A 21,796-nucleotide genomic window follows, 5' to 3' on the forward strand; every position below is an offset into this window, starting at 1 on the left:
CGCAGGAACATGCCCATAATTTGATTTACGTTATCAAGTAACGATATCTATTTTGTTGGCTGCGGCCAAATTTTAGCAATATGGCTCAGACACGCTTCTTTCGTTCCTGTCCTGCCGATTGCCATCCATCCCAGCGGGATCTCATACGCAACCGGCCAGACCGAATACTGCTTTTTACCATTGATGACGACCATCCAATTGATGGCATCGCTGCCGGTTAATCGTTCCATGATATGGCCTCCTTTTTAAAACGTTCTGACAGCGCCGCCGGCAAGAATCCAGTACCAATCAGGTAACGCAACACTTGGTGGACGTATTCAGCCGTTATTGTCGGGCAACGGATAGGGCTTCCCGCTAACCCCGCCAGCGTATTTTTCAGCTCCCGTTCAGGATGAATTTCATTCACATAAGCCGGATCTAATGCACGATAAGGTCTTTCCGTCATATCTCGGATCAGTGGGATCAAGGGATACAGTGGATGGGTATCATCCAGTGCCAGGATCTTCTCTTTCCCCTCATTAAATGGCACAGGGTTGAGGATATAACCAAAATCTTGCACCCAATCGAAAAATTGCCGGATAGAAACCTGCTCTGGGTTGAACAGATTAAAGAATTTTCCATTGGACTCCGGCTGTCTGGAGATATGCACCAGTGCCGACGCGACATAATCAACCGGTACGATATCCAGCAATAAGGCATGGTCAGGATAAAAACCCATTGCCAAATAACCTTTCAAGGAGGCGATCAGATAATCATTACCCTGTGCCGCTCCGGTGCGCGTGTGTCCGAGGATCAACCCTGGCCGGTAAATGCTCACAGGGACGCCTCTTTGACGGGCAATATTGATGATCCCTTCAGAAACCCATTTACTGCCTGAATAACCGGAAGGGTCACGAACCGGCTCTCCCATCGCACGATCATCTTCCAGATAGGGGCGAGGCGACTGCGTGGCATACAGTGCATTGACAGAAGAAACATAATGAAAATGTTTCAGGCGCGCGGTACAAGCCAGCTCCAGTGCTGTTCGGGTGCCGTCAACGTTGATACTTTTCAGGGCGCTATAAGGATAGATGAAATTAACCCATGCCCCGTTGTGGTAAATAACATCAATCTCTTCGGCCAGTTGCGCCCATGACTCCGGCAATAAACCAAAACGCGGCTGTCCCAAATCACCGAGAATAATATCTACCCGCTCAAGCCCGTCACCAATATCAATGTGGTAATTGTTGCAGCCGGCCTTGAGCCTTGCACGGGCGTGTTCGGCATCAGAGGCTCGGCATAAGCAAATGACTCTGGCAGAGGTCTGTTTCAGTAACTGCTCCAGCAAATGCAGCCCAAGGTATCCGGTCGCTCCTGTCAGTAATATTTTATCTGGCTGATACCCATTGGCATGAGCCAATCCATCAGGACGAACCCCTTCTTTCAGGTAAACGTCATCCTTGAGCCTTTTGGCATGCTGACGAATTAAGGCTTCATTATGGTAAGTTCCGGCGAGCTGAGTCGGGTTTGTCTGACGGGCAGCCATGATTTCATCCAAGATGGCGGCTATTTTGGCAATGGTTGGCTCCACATAGATTGCGGAAATCGGCACCCGCAGTGAAAACGCGTTGTCAATGTGTTCGACCATGCGGGCGACCAGAATAGAGTGACCGCCGATTTGGAAGAAATCATCCGTGATGCCGAAGATATCCGTTCCCAGTAAACCACGCCAAATTTCATCAACGCGTTTTTCAGTTTCTGTTCGCGGCGGCACTCTGTCATGGCTGGCATTTAATCGTTCCGCCACCTCTTCCAACCGTTTTTTATCCCTTTTGCCGCTGTTTGTCAGCGGAATATAGGGAATACGGTAATATTCGGTCGGTATCCAGGCGTCATGCAGTATTTCCCTGAGAGAGCGTTGGGTTTCGCGTACCCATTCCTCCGGCACAACCAAAGTAGGATTGAACAGCACAAACGCTTGGATCTTGGCAAAATCACCACTGCCAGCAACGCGAATAATCGCATCCTGTACGCCGTATTGTTTTCTCAATGCAATCTCTATCTCACCTAACTCGATTCTATGTCCCCGTACTTTCACCTGATCATCTTGTCTCCCCATATAAATCAAGGAGCCATCCTCAAGCATACGTGCCATATCGCCGGTCAAATAGGCTCTTTTACCTTTTTGAGTCATGTCGGGGACATATCTTTTGGCCGTTTCGGTTGGGTTATTGCGATAGCCTGCGGTCACGCCCAATCCACCGATAAGAATTTCGCCCACGGTTCCTTTAGGCACCGGTCGCAAATGTTCATCCACAACCATAATACTGGTGCCCGGAATAGGTCCTCCCAGTTGCACTTTATCGCCCTTTTTCATGCAATACGCCGTTGACCAGATGGTTGTTTCCGTGGGGCCATAGACGTTCCATAATGTGCTTCCGGTGGCGGTCAGTTTATCTGCCAGATCTTGTGACAGCGCCTCCCCGCCACACAACATGCTCATTGCTGGGCGCGGCTTCCATCCCGCATTCAGGGCCATTGACCAGGTAACCGGTGTTGCCTGGGCGAAAGTGAATTGGGGATCTGACAGTGTTTCAGACAACGCCATTGCATCACGTTGGGTGTCAATTGACGCGATATAGATACTGCCTCCATGCACCACGGTCAGCAGCAATTCCAGGACAGAGATATCAAAAGAGAACGTCGTCAATGCCAGCATATGGTCACGCGGGCTAATCGACAACAGTTTGCCAAATCCGCATAGGCACGCGGTCAGGTTGTCATGCTGAACTTGTACGGCTTTTGGCAAGCCTGTAGAGCCAGAAGTAAACATCACATAAGCCGGATGATCACCCAACACGGGGATATCCATGTTTTCTGCTGTTTCAGCGTTGGCCATCGGATTTAGGATAGCATTCATGGGGATGAATGTTGACGCCTTAAGCCCCGCCGAGACGGTATCATCGGAGACCAGAATGCTTTCCGGCAGGCTGGCGAGAATATCGTTCAGACGTTTTTCTGGCATCAGGGTATTTAGGGGGATATATACCGCCCCAATTCGCCACGTTGCCTGCATGGTGATAAACCATGCAATACCTCGCTGGGCCGCAATGGCAACACTGCTACCCATTTTGGCACCGTGGTAACGCAAAATATAAGCCGCCTTCTCAATGCGTTGGTCCAATTCCCCAAATGTCAACGTTTCATACGGATCAGAAACCGCTATCTCATTGGGTATACTTTTAGCCAACTCAGACAACCGAGAAGGGACGCTCTTAAACCACGGTACTAACTCTGCCGTCATGCAACTGATAATACTCGTAAATTCAGGTGCAACAGCAGGAGCGTTTTTTTGCCCAGTAGTCAATGCTGTGTGTAATATTGCCTTGTGTGTGTAAGTATTCATAATGATACTCTCATTCAGAGCCTCATTGGTTTCATCAATTTTCATGATGAATAGAGGCATTAATGCTGGTAGTCGTTATTCTTCAATTTTTGTCTACATTCAGTATTTGCAAATACCTTATGTTGACGCCAACTGAATCAGAAAAATAAATTGCAAAAAATTATTGCGAATTTAATAAATATATTGATTAGTATTAATTTGTAATCTTTTATTAATTAAACAATCAACTTATATAAAGCCAATCATTATTTGGAAGACAGCATGTATTACGCCTATACAACCTGCGACCAAACTCAATTAACCAGTTGATATTATTATATTTTACAACGAAAAATAGTCATCCAAACCGGCTTGAAAACTGCTATCATGAGTATGAATAACTATTTGTAGTAATATCCATTATGTTGGGTTTTAATTTCAAACATTTTATTTATAACTGTGTTATAAAAAACGCAAAGCATGTAAATAAAAAAATGAATCACATAAATAAATGAGGGCATTATGTAAATAACTTCGGCAAGAAAATAGGGCGATTTTTTAAAAACAGCAGGTAGGGAAATGCTTTTATTTATTAAATAACATTTATAATAGGAACGTTTGTGTGGATTATATTTATCTCATTTTTTTCATGATGACGATATCAGGCAAATTCCCCTAACAATAATGCGCTTTTATTGGGTCGAGAATATAAACAAATTTTAAACGTGCAAAAATAAAAAATAACCAAAAAGCCGCTCATTGTGACTATCATCACACTAATATAAATAAATTGTATTCAAAAAAAGTGCTAAATCACTCAAAATTATCGACTTTGCGAAATTATATCTATATGTTAGCGATACCTCACAGTCATATAAGGTTGTTTTCAGCTAATATTAGCTTCGATATAGAAAATAAGTAGTCAAAATTTTCGTTTAGCACCATCACTGCTTAATGGTGGTGACTCGCTCATACAAAAGTCACGTGGAGACAAATATGTTAAGTATTTTCAAGCCGGCGCCTCATAAGGCTCGGTTGCCTGCGCAGGAAATAGATCCACTCTATCGTCGCTTGCGCTGGCAAATTTTTATGGGAATTTTCTTTGGATATGCAGCTTACTATCTGGTAAGAAAAAACTTTGCACTCGCCATACCTTCTTTGATCGATCAAGGTTTTTCTAAGGGAGATCTTGGCTTCGCACTATCAGGTATTTCGATTGCTTACGGATTCTCAAAATTCATCATGGGTTCCGTTTCCGACCGTTCGAATCCACGTGTTTTCTTGCCGGCGGGTTTGATACTGGCAGCGGTGGTGATGCTGTTTATGGGCTTTGTGCCATGGGCCACTTCCAGCATTGCTATCATGTTTTCTTTGTTGTTCCTCTGCGGTTGGTTCCAGGGCATGGGATGGCCTCCTTGCGGACGTACCATGGTGCACTGGTGGTCACAGAAAGAGCGTGGCCGTATTGTTTCTGTCTGGAACTGTGCCCACAACGTTGGCGGGGGTATACCACCATTACTGTTCATGTTGGGGATGGCCTGGTTCAATGACTGGAAAGCGGCATTTTATATGCCAGCCTTTGCGGCTATCGTCGTGGCACTCATCGTTTTTGCCATAATGCGTGATACACCACAATCTTGTGGTTTGCCATCAATTGAAGAGTATAAAAACGACTACCCTGCCGATTATACGGAAAAGAACGAAAAGGAACTGACGGCAAAAGAAATCTTCATGCAGTACGTTTTGCCGAACAAGTTGCTGTGGATGATCGCCGTAGCCAACGTATTCGTCTATTTGCTGCGTTACGGTATCCTTGATTGGTCACCCACTTACTTGAAGGAAGTCAAAGACTTCACCATGGATAAATCTTCCTGGGCTTACTTCCTGTATGAGTATGCGGGTATTCCAGGTACGCTGCTGTGTGGTTGGATGTCTGACAAAGTCTTTAAAGGTAACCGGGGTGCTACTGGCGTATTCTTTATGATCCTTGTCACCATCGCCACTATCGTATTCTGGCTGAACCCAGAAGGTAACCCTACGATTGATATGATCTGTATGCTGGTTATCGGCTTCCTGATTTACGGACCGGTGATGTTAATCGGCCTGCACGCCCTGGAATTAGCACCGAAAAAAGCAGCCGGAACCGCCGCAGGCTTTACGGGTCTGTTTGGCTATTTGGGGGGTTCAGTTGCGGCCAGTATTATCGTCGGCTATACCGTTGACTATTTCGGTTGGGACGGTGGCTTTATGGTCATGATCGGCGGTAGCATTCTCTCTGTTATTCTGTTGTTGTTTGTGATGTTAAGTGAAAACAAACATAAGCAGGAAATTGCCCGTCAAGGTTAATGATATTACTGAAAGACGCTGATTAATAACCCTATCAATCGCCTTTCAAGATGCATCTTATATCTCCCCGCGTAGCGGGGAGATATAAGCACTCTCATTGGCTTGCAAACGGCAACTTGAAGTTGGATTGGTATACGTAGTTAAGTGTGTTATTTCTCATTAAACACACTGATTACTTTTATCTTATGAATATCTTCATTATATCTCTACTGCATTCACAATCTGTTGATTTTGTATTTTGATATTATGTAAACCAATTTGTCATTATTCATTTATCTGATTTGCCGTGACTACCTGATGCTTATACCAGTCGCCTTTCAAGATGCGTCTTATATCTCCCCGCGCAGCGGGGAGATATAAACACTCTCATTGGCTTACAAACTGCAACTTGAAGTTGGATTGGTATATTTCAATATAAAAATCCATGTTAGATGATAAGCACGAGAGGCAAAGGCGTGCTCTACACATTCGTTGAGAACAAGACTGAATATAAACAAAATCCAAAGAAACATTTTTATGTCATAAAATTGTGACATACTGCGGGTAAAGTTAATATTCAGGATTGTGTTATGTCATTATCTTATATAAAAATCGACATAAATTAACACCCTATTTTTCTGGCTACCGACGAAAGACAAAAAATGAGTAACGCGGTAAATAACATCGTTTTTTGTTTAAAATTTCTATTAGCATAAATGGAGAATCCCAATGCAGACCCCTATTAAGGCAATTATGGCCGGTATTCTGTTAGCATCATCCATGTCAGGCATTGCACATGCCGCAGATAAAATTGTTATCGCCCATCGTGGCGCTAGCGGTTATTTGCCTGAACACACATTACCCGCCAAAGCAATGGCCTATGCACAAGGTGCGGATTATCTTGAGCAAGATCTGGTCATGACGAAAGATGACCAGCTCATTGTACTGCACGATCACTATCTTGATCGCGTCACGGATGTCGCAGAGCGTTTTCCAAACCGCGCCCGTGCTGACGGCCGTTATTATGCTATCGACTTTACCCTGCCAGAAATTAAGTCACTGAAATTTACCGAAGGTTTTGATATCAAGGATGGAAAAAAAGTCCAAAGCTATCCTGGACGTTTCCCAATGGGTAAATCAGATTTCCACATCCATACCTTTCAGGAAGAGCTTGAATTTATTCAAGGATTGAACAAATCGACGGGCAAAGACATTGGTATTTATCCTGAAATTAAAGCGCCATGGTTCCATCGTCAGGAAGGTAAAGATATCACCAGCAAGGTACTGGAAGTCCTGAAACAGTATGGCTATACCAAAAAGAGCGATAAAGTTTATCTACAATGTTTTGATGCCAATGAACTCAAACGCATCAAAAATGAGCTAGAGCCGAAGCTGGGGATGGATCTGAAACTGATCCAGCTTATCGCTTACACCGATTGGAATGAAACTTACGAACAAAAGCCAGATGGCACATGGCAGAATTATAGCTATGAATGGATGTTTAAACCGGGTGCCATGAAAGAAGTGGCAAAATATGCTGATGGAATTGGCCCAGATTACCATATGCTTATTGCCAGTAACTCTACGCCAAACAACATTAAATTGACCGGCATGGTGAAAGAGGCTCACGCCAGCCATCTGGCGGTACACCCCTATACCATCCGTATCGACCAATTGCCAAAATATGCCACCAGCGGCAACCAGCTATTTGATATTGTTTTCGACAAGGCGAATGTCGATGGGGCATTTACCGATTTCCCTGATTTAGCAGTGAAGTTCCTGAGAAAACATCACGAGCATAAATAATCCGTGTCAATAACGCAGAAAAACAGCGGGGCAGTCCAGGACTGCCCCAATCATGACCCAATGCGACATCAATAATGTGTCACGAGATCCCCACTGGAAAAGCAATAACCTCGCTAATCCGCTCAGCCCCTAACGCCAGCATGATCAGACGATCTACCCCTAATGCGACACCCGCACATTCAGGCATTCCGTGAGCAAGGGCTGCCAGCAGATATTCATCAATCGGCTGAACCGGTAAGCCCATCGCTTCACGTTTACGGTTATCCTGTTCGAAACGAAGACGTTGCTCATTACTGTCAGTCAGTTCACGAAAACCGTTCGCCAACTCCATGCCTTTGAAATAGACTTCAAAGCGCTCCGCAACACGGTGATCTTCCTTGCTAATTTCCGCCAATGCCGCTTGAGATGCCGGAAAATGATAGATAAACGTCGGTTTTTCAATGCCGATCTGAGTTTCTACACCCATGACAAAAAGTAGCTGCAACAACGTGTCGCGATCTTCTTCCTGATCAGCAATATTACTGAGATCAAGTTTCGCCGCGACTTCACGCAATTTTTCTTTGCTTGCGGTCAGGGGATCAATCTCCAGATATCGCATGAAAGCCTGTTGGTAAGAAAGCGATTCGGCACTTTCACAATCCAGGATCTGCTGCAACAAGTCATCCACTTCATTCATCAAGCGATACATGTCATAGTGCGGACGATACCACTCCAGCATGGTGAACTCTGGGTTATGATGACGACCCGCTTCCTCATTGCGAAAACTTTTCCCCATCTGATAAATGGAACCGCTTCCCGCTGCCAGCAGACGCTTCATGTGGTATTCAGGGCTAGTCATCAGGTACAGAGTCAAGCCATCTGCCGCTCCCGGTCCAACGAATTGTGTCTGGAAAGGAACCAGATGAACGTCGGTGACAGTCGCCTGACTCATGGCAGGCGTTTCGACTTCCAACACCCCACGATCTGCGAAAAAGCGCCGTATTTCTGCTAAAATCTTCGCCCTTTTCAATACATTGGCGATAGGGGCACTTGGCTGCCAATTCGCGTTTTCGTTCATATTCCTATGACTCCAAAATAAAACAAAACGCGCAGTTTACCTTCATCAAGCCTATCAGACAATTCATTGCGCCCAATTTCTTTATGCCCTTATTCTTTATACACTTAATTTTTTGATTTTCAGCTTGATTAATTATTTCGTTATTCTTTTATTTATGCTGAAAGAATATGGAAGTCCCTATCCATATTTCATAATATTTTTTGCAAACATCATCGACAACTCTTTTGGGTTGCAATTGGAAAAATTCATTTAAGCATTATATGTAATGATAACGCCTGTGATGTACCTTTCATTATGAGAGCCAACAAACCCATTGGTTTTTAATGTCACAAATTTGTTATTTAATAACGCGAGCAGTAGCGTTGTATATACGCCTCCACCTTCTATCTGACCATTGGCATTTGTTAAATAAAAATTATTATGTTCATATCCCAGCGAATCTTTAAATGTCACTTCAACATTATTAGTTGATAATGCCTCAAATTGTGGGTAAGTTTCCAATTGTAGAATTGTCACATTGCCATAATATTCAGGTTCACCCTGATCTTCTCGTTGTTCATCATTCATAATAAACACCCCTTAAAGTAGTTAGTTACATATATACGCATTAAACTTCAAGTTGCAATTTACAACACGATATGAAACCTGATTTCTCCCCGCGAAGCGGGGGATATAAGACGCATCTTGAAAGGCCACTGATATAACTTAATAATAACCTTCTTGTTATCCAAAATAATGAATTCTATTACTTAATCTTGCTTGAATTACACTAATGAAATTATGTCAACATTAATATGTCGTTTTTGAGTAAATAAAAATATGCTCCAGATCACACTTTATCAGCAAAATCCCACAAAACCCGCATCCATATCAAATTTACCCCCTATATTGTTCGTTATAATTAAACCCTATAAAAAATAGTAGATAGTGTTCTTTTAACTGATTTTTGATTCACTTCAATTGATCCCACTTGAACAATGGAGAAGAGCAGTGAAAACCTTCAATGTCGACCTCGCGATTATCGGAGCCGGTGGTGCCGGATTACGGGCTGCCATCGCTGCTGCTGAAGCCAATCCTCAACTCAACATCGCCTTGCTCTCAAAAGTTTATCCCATGCGCAGCCATACCGTGGCCGCAGAAGGCGGATCGGCCGCCGTCACTCAGTCACACGATTCTTACGATTTTCACTTCAATGACACGGTATCCGGTGGTGACTGGCTGTGTGAACAAGATGTGGTTGAGTATTTCGTCAAACATTGCCCGACAGAAATGATCCAGCTAGAGCAGTGGGGCTGCCCGTGGAGCCGAAAAGAGGATGGTTCTGTCAACGTGCGGCGTTTTGGGGGCATGAAGATTGAGCGCACCTGGTTTGCCGCCGATAAGACTGGCTTCCATATGCTCCATACCCTGTTCCAAACTTCGCTTAAGTATCCACAAATCCAGCGCTTTGATGAGCATTTTGTCCTCGATATTTTAGTGGATGAAGGACACGTGCGCGGATTGGTTGCACTGAATATGATGGAAGGGACGAAAGTCCAGATCCGCGCAAATGCGGTCATTATGGCAACGGGCGGTGCCGGGCGGGTCTACCGTTATAACACCAATGGCGGGATTGTTACAGGTGATGGCATGGGGATCGCATTCCGTCACGGCGTCCCCTTGCGCGATATGGAATTTGTGCAATATCACCCAACCGGCCTGCCCGGTTCCGGTATTTTGATGACCGAAGGCTGTCGCGGTGAAGGCGGGATTCTGGTAAACAAGGACGGTTATCGCTATCTACAAGATTATGGCTTGGGGCCAGAAACCCCACTTGGACAGCCTGAAAACAAATATATGGAATTAGGTCCGCGCGACAAAGTGTCCCAGGCATTCTGGCATGAGTGGCGGGCAGGCCGTACCATCGCAACGCCGCGCGGCGATGTCGTACATCTGGATTTGCGTCATTTGGGGGAGAAAAAACTGCTCGAACGTTTGCCATTTATCTGTGAGCTGGCAAAAGCCTATGTCGGCGTTGATCCTGTCAAACAGCCAATTCCCGTTCGCCCAACGGCACATTACACCATGGGCGGAATCGAAACCAATCAACAATGCGAAACACGTATCAAGGGATTGTTCGCTATCGGGGAATGCGCCTCTGTTGGCCTGCATGGTGCAAATCGTCTTGGCTCTAACTCGCTGGCTGAATTGGTTGTCTTTGGACGGCTGGCCGGTGAAGAAGCGGTCAAGCATATCCAGAACGTCAAACCCGCCAATCATAGCGTATTGGATGCCCAGGTCCGTGATGTTGAAGATAAACTGAATAGGTTGCTAAATCAGAAAGGCGGCGAAAACTGGGCGAAAATCCGCGATGAACTGGGAACATCAATGGAAGAAGGTTGCGGCATTTATCGCACACCAGAACTTATGCAGAAAACCATCGACAAAATTGCTGAACTCAAAGAACGTTTTAGACATATCGAAATTAGCGACCGTTCCAGCGTATTCAATACCGATCTGCTCTACACCATTGAATTAGGGTTTGGCTTGGATGTCGCTGAATGTATGGCGCATTCGGCCATCAATCGCAAAGAATCCCGTGGCGCCCACCAGCGCCTTGATGAAGGTTGTACCGAACGTGATGATGAGAATTTCCTGAAACATACGCTGGCACGCTATAACCCAGAAGGCGCCCCACATCTGGAATACAGTGAGGTGAAGATCACCAAATCTCAACCCGCAAAACGGGTCTATGGTGGTGAAGCGGCGGCACAAGAGAAAAAACAGAAGGAGCAAGCGAATGGCTGAGATGAATAATCTGAAAATGGAAGTCATGCGCTATAACCCGGAAATCGACAATGAACCCCATTTCGTCACTTATGAAGTGCCTTACGATGAGCAAACTTCACTGCTGGATGCATTGGGTTATATCAAGGACAATCTGGCGCCCGACCTCTCTTACCGCTGGTCTTGTCGCATGGCAATTTGTGGCTCCTGCGGCATGATGGTAAACCGTGTACCGAAACTGGCCTGTAAAACCTTCCTGCGCGATTACGCCCAGGGCATGAAAGTTGAAGCGCTGGGTAATTTCCCTATTGAACGGGATTTGGTTGTAGATATGACTCACTTTATTGAGAGTCTGGAAGCGATCAAACCTTATATCATTGGCAATGATCGTCAACCTGCCGATGGGCCAAGTGTGCAGACGCCCGCCCAAATGGCGAAGTATCATCAGTTTTCCGGTTGTATCAATTGTGGCTTGTGCTATGCGGCCTGTCCGCAATTTGGCCTGAATCCTGAATTTATTGGACCTGCGGCGGTCACACTGGCTCACCGCTATAACCTTGATAGCCGCGACCACGGCAAGAAAGAACGTATGCCGCAAATCAACAGCGATAATGGCGTCTGGTCTTGCACTTTTGTCGGCTACTGCTCTGAAGTGTGCCCGAAACATGTCGATCCGGCCGGTGCGATCCAGCAAAGCAAGGCAGAAAGCGCCAAAGATTTTCTGATCTCCATGCTGAAACCACAATAAGGGAGGAAAAAGTAATGACGACAAAACGTAAGCCTTATGTGCGGGGTATGGAAACGCATTGGTGGCATAAACTGGGTTTTTATCGCTTCTATATGTTGCGGGAAGGGACCGCCATTCCCACGGTTTGGTTCAGTATCTTGGTACTTTACGGCTTGTTCGCCCTGAAAAGTGGCCCTGAAAGTTGGGCGGGATTTGTCTCTTTTCTGCAAAACCCACTGGTGTTGCTGGTGAATATCATCACCTTGCTGGCGGCATTGCTGCATACTAAAACATGGTTTGAGCTGGCACCTAAGGCTCTCAATCTCATTGTTAAAAATGAGAAAATGCCGCCAGAACCCATTATCAAACTGCTATGGGCAATCACGATCATTGCTAGCGCCGTGATCCTCGGCATCGCCCTGCTTTTCTGACCCAAGGAGGATCTGATGAATCAAGTACCTAAGCGTTCCGATGAACCGATTTTCTGGGGGCTGTTTGGTGCCGGCGGCATGTGGAGCGCGATTATTGGGCCAGCCATTATTTTGCTACTGGGTATCTTGCTGCCACTGGGATTGGCGCCAGAGGCGCTTTCTTATGAACGCATCCTGACATTTTGCCAGAGTTTTATTGGCCGTGTCTTTTTGCTGTTGATGATTAGCCTGCCTTTATGGTGTGGTTTGCACCGCTTACATCATGGCATGCACGATTTGCAAATCCCTATTCCTGCCAGTAAATGGGTGTTTTATGGTGCCGCCGCGATTTTAACGGTGATCGCCCTGATTGGCGTTTTTACGCTGTAATTGCACACACTGGTTGCAATCCTGAAAAAAAGTCTGCGGATAAACCGCAGACTTTTTACGCAAGGTATTTTGGAAACCTTTACGCGATGCTTATTAGAACTTATAAGAAATTGTCGCTTTATATGTGCGGCCTTTTTCTTCTTGTCCTTGGTAAGTATTCAAATAGTAAGAGTGCTCGTTGTGACGTTTATCGAAGACATTATCGATGCCAAACTGAAGTTCTGTATTTTTAAATGTCCCTAATTTTGGCGCCCAAGAGATATACATATTACTTACGCCATATCCCCGTTTATGTACATCGACGATAATCTCTTCTTTCTTATCGTTTCGGGTTTTACCTTTTGAGTTTTTTGACAGAACAAAGCGAGTATTCCAACCGAGTTCAATATCGGTTTTGTCAAACAGGTAACTACCACCCACAGTGATAGAGTCACCCACTGACGGCATAAACTCTAATCCTTTGGTAAAGGCTTTGTTAATTAACTCATTACCTTCAATAATTTTATTATTGACTTTGGCATAAGTGGCTTTTAAAGATACATTATCCAGTTTATAGCCAGCCGCTAATTCAAACCCTTGCAGTCTGGCTTTCGGGAGATTATGTAGCTCATTCTTGGCCAAGGTTGTAGACAGGTTTTTAAAGTTTGTTTGGAACACTTTACCTGATACCACTAATGAATCATTGTCTGCAAAAACACTCGGATAAGCGCCAGCCAAACCCGTTTCCAGATTGTAACCGGTTGTGGCTTTCAGGTTATTGCTCTGGTTGGAGAATCCCATCAGCTCTTTGCCCAATGGACCTCTAAACAGTTCGGTATAGTTGGCAAATAAAGTGGTATATGCCCCAAGCTCGTATTTCAAGCCAAGTGCTTTGGAGACATGAGCGTAAGTTCTCTCAAACGGCTGATGCTGTTTATTAACGGTATGGTATTTATAGTAATCCCATCTGATACCCGGTATGACGTGAAAATCAGCCAATTGAATATCATCTTCTAAGTAAATGGATGATGAATTTGCTTTTTCTAGTTCTTTTTTATGAATATTTTCATCTTCATCAGTGTATCCCATTCGGGTATCAAAATATTCATACCCATAGGTTAAGGCATGGGATAATTTCTGGGTATCAAAACTAGAGGTATTACGAATCTTAATACCTTGGGTTTCAACAATACTCTTAAATCCGCTCCCATCACCATTTAGGGGTTTCATATGGGTAGAGGTTTGTTCCGTATGATAAGCGGATACTTTTAAGTCAATGAGGTCATTATCAACGGGCGCATAGCCATAAATGATATTATGGGTGTCACGGTCAATGGCATACTTCGCTTTCTTGCCATTATTGACGTCTTGTCCAAAATTCAATCGGAAACTGGTTGCTGCATCATTTTTATAATGTTCTTTTGATACATTAATATACTGCTCATCCGTCAGATTAAATTTCGCTTTCAATAAGTAATTGAATAATCTTCCATCTGTCGGGATAGACTCTCGCCCGCTATTATCCCTGCCAGACATAGAGTTATGCATATTGCGATGGGTAAAGTAACCTAATAAATCAGCAGCACCTAATCGACCATAGGTCGCTAAGGATTGTTGGAATTCGGAACCATTGCTTGAGTAGTTTAATTTTCCTTTGGCGCCAAATAATTGTCCCGGCTCTAACAGATCCCCCGCATCAACGGTTTCAAATTTTAATGCACCACCAATAGCACCTGTATCGTAGGTAATACTGTTACTACCGACTTTGATATCAACCTGCTTTAGCATTTCAGGATCGATGCCGTAATTGCCGGCATGGTGGAAGTGATATCCCTCTTGTCTTGCACCATCAATTGTCACGTTGATGAATTGGTCGTCCATGCCACGGATTTTAAAGCGTTGCCCTAAAGCGCTAGGGTGACCGGCTTGTACACCCGGTACATTTTTTAAAATTTCACCGACACTTTGTGCTTGTTTGACCCTGATTTCATTGCGGCTGACTTTTCTTTCTTCTGGTGCGCCTTGGGCATTATTATCCGCAATAACAACCAGGGTATCACTGACATCAGTCGTTCTTTTTGTCGTGTTTTCAGTACTTGCAAAGGCGTTGGTGGAGATAGCCACTGTCAGCATAGATGCGGACATCAAAGGAACACACAGGCCATTTTTCGCCAGGCTAGCGTAAATTTTGGTAATTTTAGACATTTATTTTCAATCAAGGATACTATTGAGAAGCATTATTATTTACATTTCTAAGGGAAATGTAAATAACTTTAAAGATGAGTATGGGATATATCGGGGTGCGGAAGGCAGGATCAGCCGATCCTGCTATTTTAATCAATATTACTACCCGATGTTTCTATTCTATGTTCGCCAAGACATGCTCTGCATCGTGATAACTTCCTGCCTGGGCACAGAATGTGATTTTTCCTGAACGGGGGGCATGGATTTGTACTTCCATTTTCATGGCTTCCATAACGGCAATCACATCACCCTCACTGACTTTTTCACCCTCTTCAACCAGCCAAGCATGCAGGATACCGGATATAGGGGCTTTGACCTGACGGGGATCTTCCGGCTGTTTTTCCTTTACCGCAGGCAACGAAAATGGCTGTTCACTAACAGGAACTAAATGCGCCCATAAATTCGCTGGCAATCCCAATTCATGTCTGCGGCCATCAATCTCAATAAAAGTGCGGGTGATTTCTTTATCCTCTGGCGGAAATTGGCGTAGCGAAGCCTCTAATTCATTGACAAAATCGGTTTCAATCCAGCGGGTATGGACATTGAACTGATCACCAGCAATAAAATCAGGATGCGCCATCACTGCTTGATGGAAAGGTAATACAGAGGCCACGCCGTGGATCTTAAACTCTTTCAATGCCCGACGTGCCCGAACAATGGCCTGTTCCCTGGTCGCCCCGGTAACAATTAATTTCGCCATGAGTGAATCAAAGGTTGCCGGAATTGTGGAATCCTCAATCACACCAGAATCCAGACGAATGCCAGGGCCGGCGGGTGGGATAAATTCGGTAATGATGCCAGACGTTGGCAGGAAACCTTTAGCGGCATCTTCCGCATTAATGCGAAACTCAAACGAATGCCCCCTTGGGATAGGGGTTTCCTGAATGCTTAACGGATAACCTTCCGCAACTCGCAATTGCTCGATCACCAAATCAATGCCCGTTGTCTCTTCTGTTACGGGGTGTTCTACTTGTAAGCGAGTATTAACTTCCAAGAAAGAAAGTGTGCCATCTGCGCTGAGTAAAAATTCTACTGTACCCGCTCCCACATAATTGGCTGCTGCACAAATGGCTTTTGCTGACTGGTGAATACGTTCTCTTTGTTCCTGGGTTAAAAATGGCGCAGGGGCTTCTTCCACCAACTTTTGGTTACGACGTTGCAAAGAGCAATCACGGGTGCCAAGTACCACCACATGCCCCTGTTTGTCCGCAATAACCTGTGCTTCAATATGGCGCGGTTTATCCAAAAATTGCTCAATAAAACATTCACCACGACCAAATGCTGCTGTCGCCTCACGTACCGCCGAGTGATAAAGCTCTGCCACTTCATCCATGCGCCAGACAACTTTCAAGCCCCGTCCTCCCCCACCAAAAGCCGCTTTGATGGCAATCGGTAAGCCATGCTGCTCCGCGAAGTCAACGACTTCCTGTACAGTGTTAACTGGCTCTGATGTCCCGACAACCAACGGTGCTCCCACTTGCTGGGCTATCTTACGCGCCTGAACTTTATCGCCTAACTTATTAATCGTTTCAGGGTTAGGGCCAATCCAAATTAAGCCAGCATCAATCACGGCCTGAGCGAATTCCGCTCGCTCAGATAAAAAGCCGTAACCGGGATGCACCATCGTTGCCCCTGAGCTCTTCGCCACATCCAGCAACCGGGGAATATTGAGGTAAGTTTCTGTAGGACTATTTCCTCCCAGCGCATAAGCCTCATCAGCCAATTGAACATGCTGGGCGTTGATATCAACATCTGCATAGACAGCAACGGTCTGTACGCCATAATCGCGGCAAGCCCGAATGATCCGGACGGCAATCTCACCACGGTTGGCAATCAGCACTTTCTTATTACGATGATTTAAATTGTTCACAGTGGTGTTCATGGCAAATCATGACTCCCTTGAATTTCATGGAATTGGCGAATGGGGTTAAATCGAATTTTGGCGTTGACGGGGATCTGGCCAGCCAGATCAAGATGATAATCGGCGATGGAGGCAATGACTGGATATCCTCCTGTCAACGGATGATCCGCCAAAAAGAGTACAGGCTGACCATTAGCCGGAATTTGTATCGCCCCGGCACAGGTTCCTTCGCTGGGCAATTCTTGTCGCTTGATCCTTGATAGTGAACACTCACCATTTAGTCTCAAACCGATTCGATTGGATTGGGGGGTTACCTGCCAAATTTGTTTGCTCAATAAGTCGATAGATTCTGGCGTAAACCAATCTGTACGAGGGCCAAAGAGGATATCTAATATCACGATTTCATCTTTATCTGGCATATCAAAAGCGGGGGTTTCACAGACAGATATTGCGGCACAGCGAGATGTTTCACCGACCGCTAATTTGTCATTGATTTTTAATGGAGCAGGTCCAATATTGGACAACGTATCAAATGAATGGCTGGATAAGATGGCTGGGATCGTAAAACCTCCGCGCACCGATAAATAGCTACGCATGCCAGCGACCGGAACCCCCAACGAAATTTCATCACCCTCGTTGAGATCAATCGGTTGGTAAGTATTTACACTGAATATTTCACCCGATGGTGTTTTTATCTCTATTGGACATGACGCCCCGGTAATTGCAATCAGCATCTGCCCATGTGCCATCGCCTTAAATCCGCCCTGAACGATTTCCAGACCAGCCTGATCAGAGGGATTACCAACAATACGGTTTGCACTGCGCAGAGCGCTTTTATCCATTGCACCCGATCCTGAGATCCCCCATTTTGCCTGACCAACACGCCCCAGATCCTGAAATAAGGTTTGTAATCCCACCGACAAAATTTCCAAATGACTGGATGCCACTAAAGCCGGTGCCATGTCCTTGTCTGGCGTTTCGGGCAAACTGATTGTGGCAGGGTGACGCCCGGCATCTCGAAAGTTAACCCGATAACCCGGTTGCAATAAGGCCGGAGATGGGCGGGAAAGATCCCACATACGTTCGGCCGTCATGCCGATAAGCTGCCATCCCCCTGGGCTTGCCTGCGGATAAATGCTACTGAATTCTCCCGCCAAGGCAACGGCTCCCGCTGGAATGCGCGTTCTGGGGCTTGTTCGGCGAGGTATATTCCATTGTGAGGTGTTCGATACCATATAGGCAAACCCTGGGGCAAATCCGGTAAAGGCCACGGTATACTCATTTTCGGTATGTTGCCTAATCACTTTCTGGACTGTGCACCCCAATATTTCCGCAACCAACGCGAGATCATCGCCGTTGTAATGCACAGGAATGACGACTCTTTTTCCCATTGCATGGCTGCGCTCTTGTAAATCTCGGCGACCGATTTCTGTCGCCAATTGTTGGATTGATACTTTTGTCGGCCGAAAACGAACCATTAGCGTTCTCGCTGCCGGAATAATTTCTTCAATCCCCAAAATAGGTGCCATGTTCAGTGAATCAAGCAGAGCCAATGTTTCTGCCAAGCCACTCAATTCAACCATGATGGTATTGCAATTAACAGGTAAAAAACGCAAGGCTATCTCCCTAAATGATGAACCCTATCAATGCGATCAATACATAAATGACCGAATGGTCATTCCCGCTTGCTGCAAAACGGTTTTCACCTGTTTTGCCATCGCTACCGCACCTGGGCTGTCACCATGCACGCAAATTGAATCCGCCTGAATTGGGGTAAATTTGCCATCAATTGACTCAATGCCCCCTTCTGTCACCAATTGCAACATGCGCTGGGCAACGAGTTCGGCATCATGCAAAACAGAACCAGTTTCACGGCGGGAAACTAATTCCCCTTGTGAGGTATAGGCTCGATCGGCAAACGCTTCTGCGATGGTTTTCAACCCCTTTTCTTGAGCCAGCCTGAGAATGTTTGATCCCGCCAAACCCACCAACACAAGATTGGGATCTATCGCCAGAATGCCTTCAATAACAGCAACAGCCTGATATTCGTCATTGGCAATGGTGTTATAAAGCGCGCCATGAGGTTTCACATAACTCACTTTAGTCCCTGCTGTTACGGCCAATCCTTGCAAGGCGCCAATCTGGTAAATAACATCCGCGGTAAGTTCATGACTGGCTATCTCCATTTTGCGTCGTCCAAAACCCACCAAATCGGGATAAGAAACATGGGCGCCTATCGCGACATTATTTTTCCGGGCAGATTTTAATGTCCGCAAAATCCCTGCCGGATCGCCGGCATGAAAACCGCAGGCAACGTTAGCACTACTCACAATTCCCAATATTTCTTCATCGTTTCCCATGCGCCATTGACCAAAACTTTCACCCAGATCACTATTCAAGTCGATGGTTTTTATCATGATGCCCCCGTTAAGCTGATTTCAAAAATTCAAAGATTGAACCGATAGACATGGCGCCCATGTACCATGTCAGCACACACGTTACCGCACCTGACCACAGCAACCAGCGAGGGTAAACATACCCTGCCATCAAATCAGCGCGTTTCCAGCCAACATAAACAAAGATAGTCAAACCAAGAGGAAGAATAAGACCATTGAAACCACCGGCGAACACCAATAACGCGGCTGGCGGGGTTCCCATGAATAGATAAACGGCTAGCGATGTGGCAATAAAGAGTAATGTCGCAATATTGCGCTGGCGCTCAGAAAATGACTTTCGGAAGACACTGCCAAAAGAAATAGAAGTATAGGCAGCCCCAATAATACTGGTCATTGCCGCAGCCCAGATGATTAAGCCAAAGATGCGTAATCCAAATTCACCAACAGCGAACTGAAATGCTTGTGAAGCAGGATTGGCCGTTTTGCTGGCAACATCAAGTGTCACGCCACTGGCAACGACGCCCAAGATGGCGAGGAATAACAGGTATCGCATTAGGCCAACGATCAAGATCCCTTTGGTTGCAGCACTGGAAACAATTTGAATGTTTTCAATGCCAACCGCACCTTTATCCAGTAAACGATGGGCGCCTGCATAGCAAATGTAACCCCCCACAGTTCCACCAACAATAGTGGTTATCGTGGCAAAATTGATTTCATCAGGCAACACTGTTTGTCGTAAGGCTTCTCCCACTGGCGGATTAGAGACTATTGCAACAAACAATGTCATTCCTATCATGATAAGTCCCAATATCACCATCATACGATCGATGGTGACACCTGCTTTACGGGAAGTAAAAATGTAGATAGCCATCAACGCACTGAGTAATCCGCCCCATTTCGGATCTAACCCCATCAAGGCATTCAGACCTAATCCCGCTCCCGCAATATTACCGACGTTAAAGACTAATCCACCAAAAATCACCAGAATAGCTAATAAATAACCACTTCCTGGGATCGCAACGTTGGCAATATCCGCGGATTGCATTCTGGTTAATGTGACAATGCGCCAGATATTTTGCTGTACCACAAAATCAATCACGATAGAGGCTAAAATGCCAAAAGCAAAAGCGGCTCCCATCGTCGCAGTAAAGGTAGCTGTCTGGGTGATAAACCCTGGTCCAATCGCAGATGTTGCCATCAAAAAAACCGCAGCAATCAAAGACGAGCGCCGATTTGATACAAAATTGGTCGTATCTTGTTTCACAACTTCCTGCATAGCCATAGGCTATTTTCCCCTGCTTCGTTATTGTAGTTATTGTTTTCTAAGCAATATCTGTACATTGTGGAGTCAAAGAAGAAAATTATTTGATTAAAATGAATATATTGTTGAACAATAAATAAGAGTTGCCGAGAAAATAAGCAAATAGAATTGTGTTATCGATCCTGAAAATCCAATAGAGATCACTATATTAATATTTTTCGTTACATTTATCGCCAGAATGCACAATATAGGTGCAAGAGGCACAATGATATTGCCCTACATGGGTTCAAAGACCGTAACTTGCTGGTTATTGGGGAATATGTGAAGATTCGTTTTTATATTACGCTTTGAAGGTGTTTGTTATCAGCCATTAAATCTAACGGATGACTATGAAAAAAAACCACTCTCCCCAGATTCTGAGTAAAAGAATCGCCGAAACGATAAGAAACAAACTGGTTGTTGGGGAGTTATTACCTGGACAACGACTATCAGAAGCGACACTGAGTGAACAACTTGAAATTTCACGAAATACATTACGTGAAGTGTTCCGCCTTCTTACACAAGAAGGATTGCTGAAACATGAACCTAATCGTGGCGTATTTGTTGCAACGCCCGATATTGCTTCCATTATTGATATCTATCGCGTTCGGCAGTTAATTGAATGTCAGGCTCTTGCTCAGGCTTACCCAATGCATCCCAGTATTACCAAAATGAAACAAGCTGTTGAAACCGCCCAACAATGCCGCAAGCAGCAAGATTGGATTGGTGCCGGAACGGCAAATATGCACTTTCATACCGCGATAGTGGAATTGACTGACAGTGAAAGATTGATCGCTTTCTACCACAATATTTCCGCAGAACTCCGTCTGGCTTTCGGCATTTTGAATGATCCTGAACTTTTATATGCACCTTATATCGACAAAAACGCACATATTTTGGAGCTGCTCAACTCAGGACAAAATGATCAAGCGGCTAAAAAAATGAAGGATTATTTGGAACTATCAGAAAGGGCGATATTGGCTGCTTATACACGTAAAAGTCACCCAATCTTATAAAAAATTCCAACGCAAAAAAGCCATCCGGTTAGGGATGGCTTCTCTGTCTGAAGTGATGTCTGGCAGTGCCCTACTCTCGCATGGGGAGGCCCCACACTACCATCGGCGCGACGGCGTTTCACTGCTGAGTTCGGCATGGATTCAGGTGGTCCCAC

The 21,796-nt window shown here is 45.2% G+C and carries 16 protein-coding genes and 1 other annotated feature; of the genes, 7 read left to right on the forward strand and 9 right to left on the reverse strand.

The window, feature by feature from the left end:
* Nucleotides 1-47: 47 nt before the first annotated feature.
* Together Xkoz_RS03530 and Xkoz_RS03535 are read right to left on the reverse strand one after the other, a co-directional pair.
* Complete coding sequence (locus Xkoz_RS03530; protein ID WP_099140793.1) at nt 48-230, reverse strand: MbtH family NRPS accessory protein; 183 nt, start codon at nt 228-230, stop codon at nt 48-50.
* Nucleotides 218-3,385 carry a thioester reductase domain-containing protein gene (locus Xkoz_RS03535; protein ID WP_244183379.1) on the reverse strand — a complete coding sequence of 1,056 codons (3,168 nt, stop codon included), beginning with the start codon at nt 3,383-3,385 and terminating at the stop codon, nt 218-220. The genes Xkoz_RS03530 and Xkoz_RS03535 overlap by 13 nt, the downstream gene beginning before the upstream one ends.
* Before the next feature lie 975 nt (nt 3,386-4,360).
* Here Xkoz_RS03535 and glpT point away from each other — a divergent pair.
* Together glpT and glpQ are read left to right on the forward strand one after the other, a co-directional pair.
* Nucleotides 4,361-5,710 (forward strand): glycerol-3-phosphate transporter, encoded by a 1,350-nt coding sequence (glpT, locus tag Xkoz_RS03540; protein WP_099140795.1) that lies wholly within the window; start codon nt 4,361-4,363, stop codon nt 5,708-5,710.
* A gap of 708 nt (nt 5,711-6,418) precedes the next feature.
* Nucleotides 6,419-7,495, forward strand: a complete 1,077-nt coding sequence (gene glpQ / locus Xkoz_RS03545; RefSeq protein ID WP_099140796.1) for a glycerophosphodiester phosphodiesterase — start codon at nt 6,419-6,421, stop codon at nt 7,493-7,495.
* A 79-nt stretch (nt 7,496-7,574) separates the two neighbouring features.
* On the opposite strand, the gene epmA is transcribed toward glpQ, so the two are convergent.
* Nucleotides 7,575-8,552, reverse strand: a complete 978-nt coding sequence (gene epmA, locus Xkoz_RS03550; RefSeq protein WP_099140797.1) for an elongation factor P--(R)-beta-lysine ligase — start codon at nt 8,550-8,552, stop codon at nt 7,575-7,577.
* 249 nt (nt 8,553-8,801) lie between these two features.
* On the reverse strand, nt 8,802-9,119 hold the full coding sequence (locus Xkoz_RS03555; protein WP_099140798.1) for a hypothetical protein: 318 nt from the start codon (nt 9,117-9,119) through the stop codon (nt 8,802-8,804).
* A 423-nt stretch (nt 9,120-9,542) separates the two neighbouring features.
* Here Xkoz_RS03555 and frdA point away from each other — a divergent pair, with 423 nt between their 5' ends.
* The 4 genes from frdA to frdD are packed head-to-tail and all read left to right on the forward strand — an operon-like array spanning nt 9,543 to nt 12,845.
* Nucleotides 9,543-11,339 (forward strand): fumarate reductase (quinol) flavoprotein subunit, encoded by a 1,797-nt coding sequence (frdA, locus tag Xkoz_RS03560; protein ID WP_099140799.1) that lies wholly within the window; start codon nt 9,543-9,545, stop codon nt 11,337-11,339.
* Nucleotides 11,332-12,066 (forward strand): succinate dehydrogenase/fumarate reductase iron-sulfur subunit, encoded by a 735-nt coding sequence (locus Xkoz_RS03565; RefSeq protein WP_099140800.1) that lies wholly within the window; start codon nt 11,332-11,334, stop codon nt 12,064-12,066. The genes frdA and Xkoz_RS03565 overlap by 8 nt, the downstream gene beginning before the upstream one ends.
* Before the next feature lie 14 nt (nt 12,067-12,080).
* Nucleotides 12,081-12,476 (forward strand): fumarate reductase subunit FrdC, encoded by a 396-nt coding sequence (gene frdC, locus Xkoz_RS03570; protein WP_099140801.1) that lies wholly within the window; start codon nt 12,081-12,083, stop codon nt 12,474-12,476.
* Between the two features lie 12 nt (nt 12,477-12,488).
* Nucleotides 12,489-12,845 carry a fumarate reductase subunit FrdD gene (gene frdD / locus Xkoz_RS03575; protein WP_244183386.1) on the forward strand — a complete coding sequence of 119 codons (357 nt, stop codon included), beginning with the start codon at nt 12,489-12,491 and terminating at the stop codon, nt 12,843-12,845.
* 93 nt (nt 12,846-12,938) lie between these two features.
* Here frdD and Xkoz_RS03580 read toward each other — a convergent pair whose 3' ends face one another.
* The 5 genes from Xkoz_RS03580 to Xkoz_RS03600 all read right to left on the reverse strand — a co-directional run bounded on the left by Xkoz_RS03580 (nt 12,939) and on the right by Xkoz_RS03600 (nt 20,607).
* Complete coding sequence (locus tag Xkoz_RS03580) at nt 12,939-15,029, reverse strand: TonB-dependent receptor domain-containing protein (RefSeq protein WP_099140803.1); 2,091 nt, start codon at nt 15,027-15,029, stop codon at nt 12,939-12,941.
* 154 nt (nt 15,030-15,183) lie between these two features.
* Nucleotides 15,184-16,950, reverse strand: coding sequence for an acetyl/propionyl/methylcrotonyl-CoA carboxylase subunit alpha (locus tag Xkoz_RS03585; RefSeq protein WP_208615197.1), 1,767 nt, complete (start codon nt 16,948-16,950; stop codon nt 15,184-15,186).
* Complete coding sequence (locus Xkoz_RS03590; RefSeq protein ID WP_099140804.1) at nt 16,947-18,545, reverse strand: 5-oxoprolinase subunit B/C family protein; 1,599 nt, start codon at nt 18,543-18,545, stop codon at nt 16,947-16,949. The genes Xkoz_RS03585 and Xkoz_RS03590 overlap by 4 nt, the downstream gene beginning before the upstream one ends.
* A 36-nt stretch (nt 18,546-18,581) precedes the next feature.
* Nucleotides 18,582-19,346: a LamB/YcsF family protein gene (locus Xkoz_RS03595; RefSeq protein ID WP_099140805.1), complete on the reverse strand. Its 765-nt coding sequence runs from the start codon at nt 19,344-19,346 to the stop codon at nt 18,582-18,584.
* A 10-nt stretch (nt 19,347-19,356) separates the two neighbouring features.
* Complete coding sequence (locus tag Xkoz_RS03600; protein WP_099140806.1) at nt 19,357-20,607, reverse strand: NRAMP family divalent metal transporter; 1,251 nt, start codon at nt 20,605-20,607, stop codon at nt 19,357-19,359.
* Between the two features lie 368 nt (nt 20,608-20,975).
* Here Xkoz_RS03600 and Xkoz_RS03605 point away from each other — a divergent pair, with 368 nt between their 5' ends.
* Nucleotides 20,976-21,641 (forward strand): GntR family transcriptional regulator, encoded by a 666-nt coding sequence (locus Xkoz_RS03605; RefSeq protein WP_167386551.1) that lies wholly within the window; start codon nt 20,976-20,978, stop codon nt 21,639-21,641.
* A gap of 67 nt (nt 21,642-21,708) precedes the next feature.
* Nucleotides 21,709-21,796 (reverse strand) — a sequence feature (5S ribosomal RNA rRNA prediction is too short).

Source organism: Xenorhabdus kozodoii (assembly GCF_002632875.1).
In the GTDB taxonomy this organism is placed as follows: domain Bacteria; phylum Pseudomonadota; class Gammaproteobacteria; order Enterobacterales; family Enterobacteriaceae; genus Xenorhabdus; species Xenorhabdus kozodoii.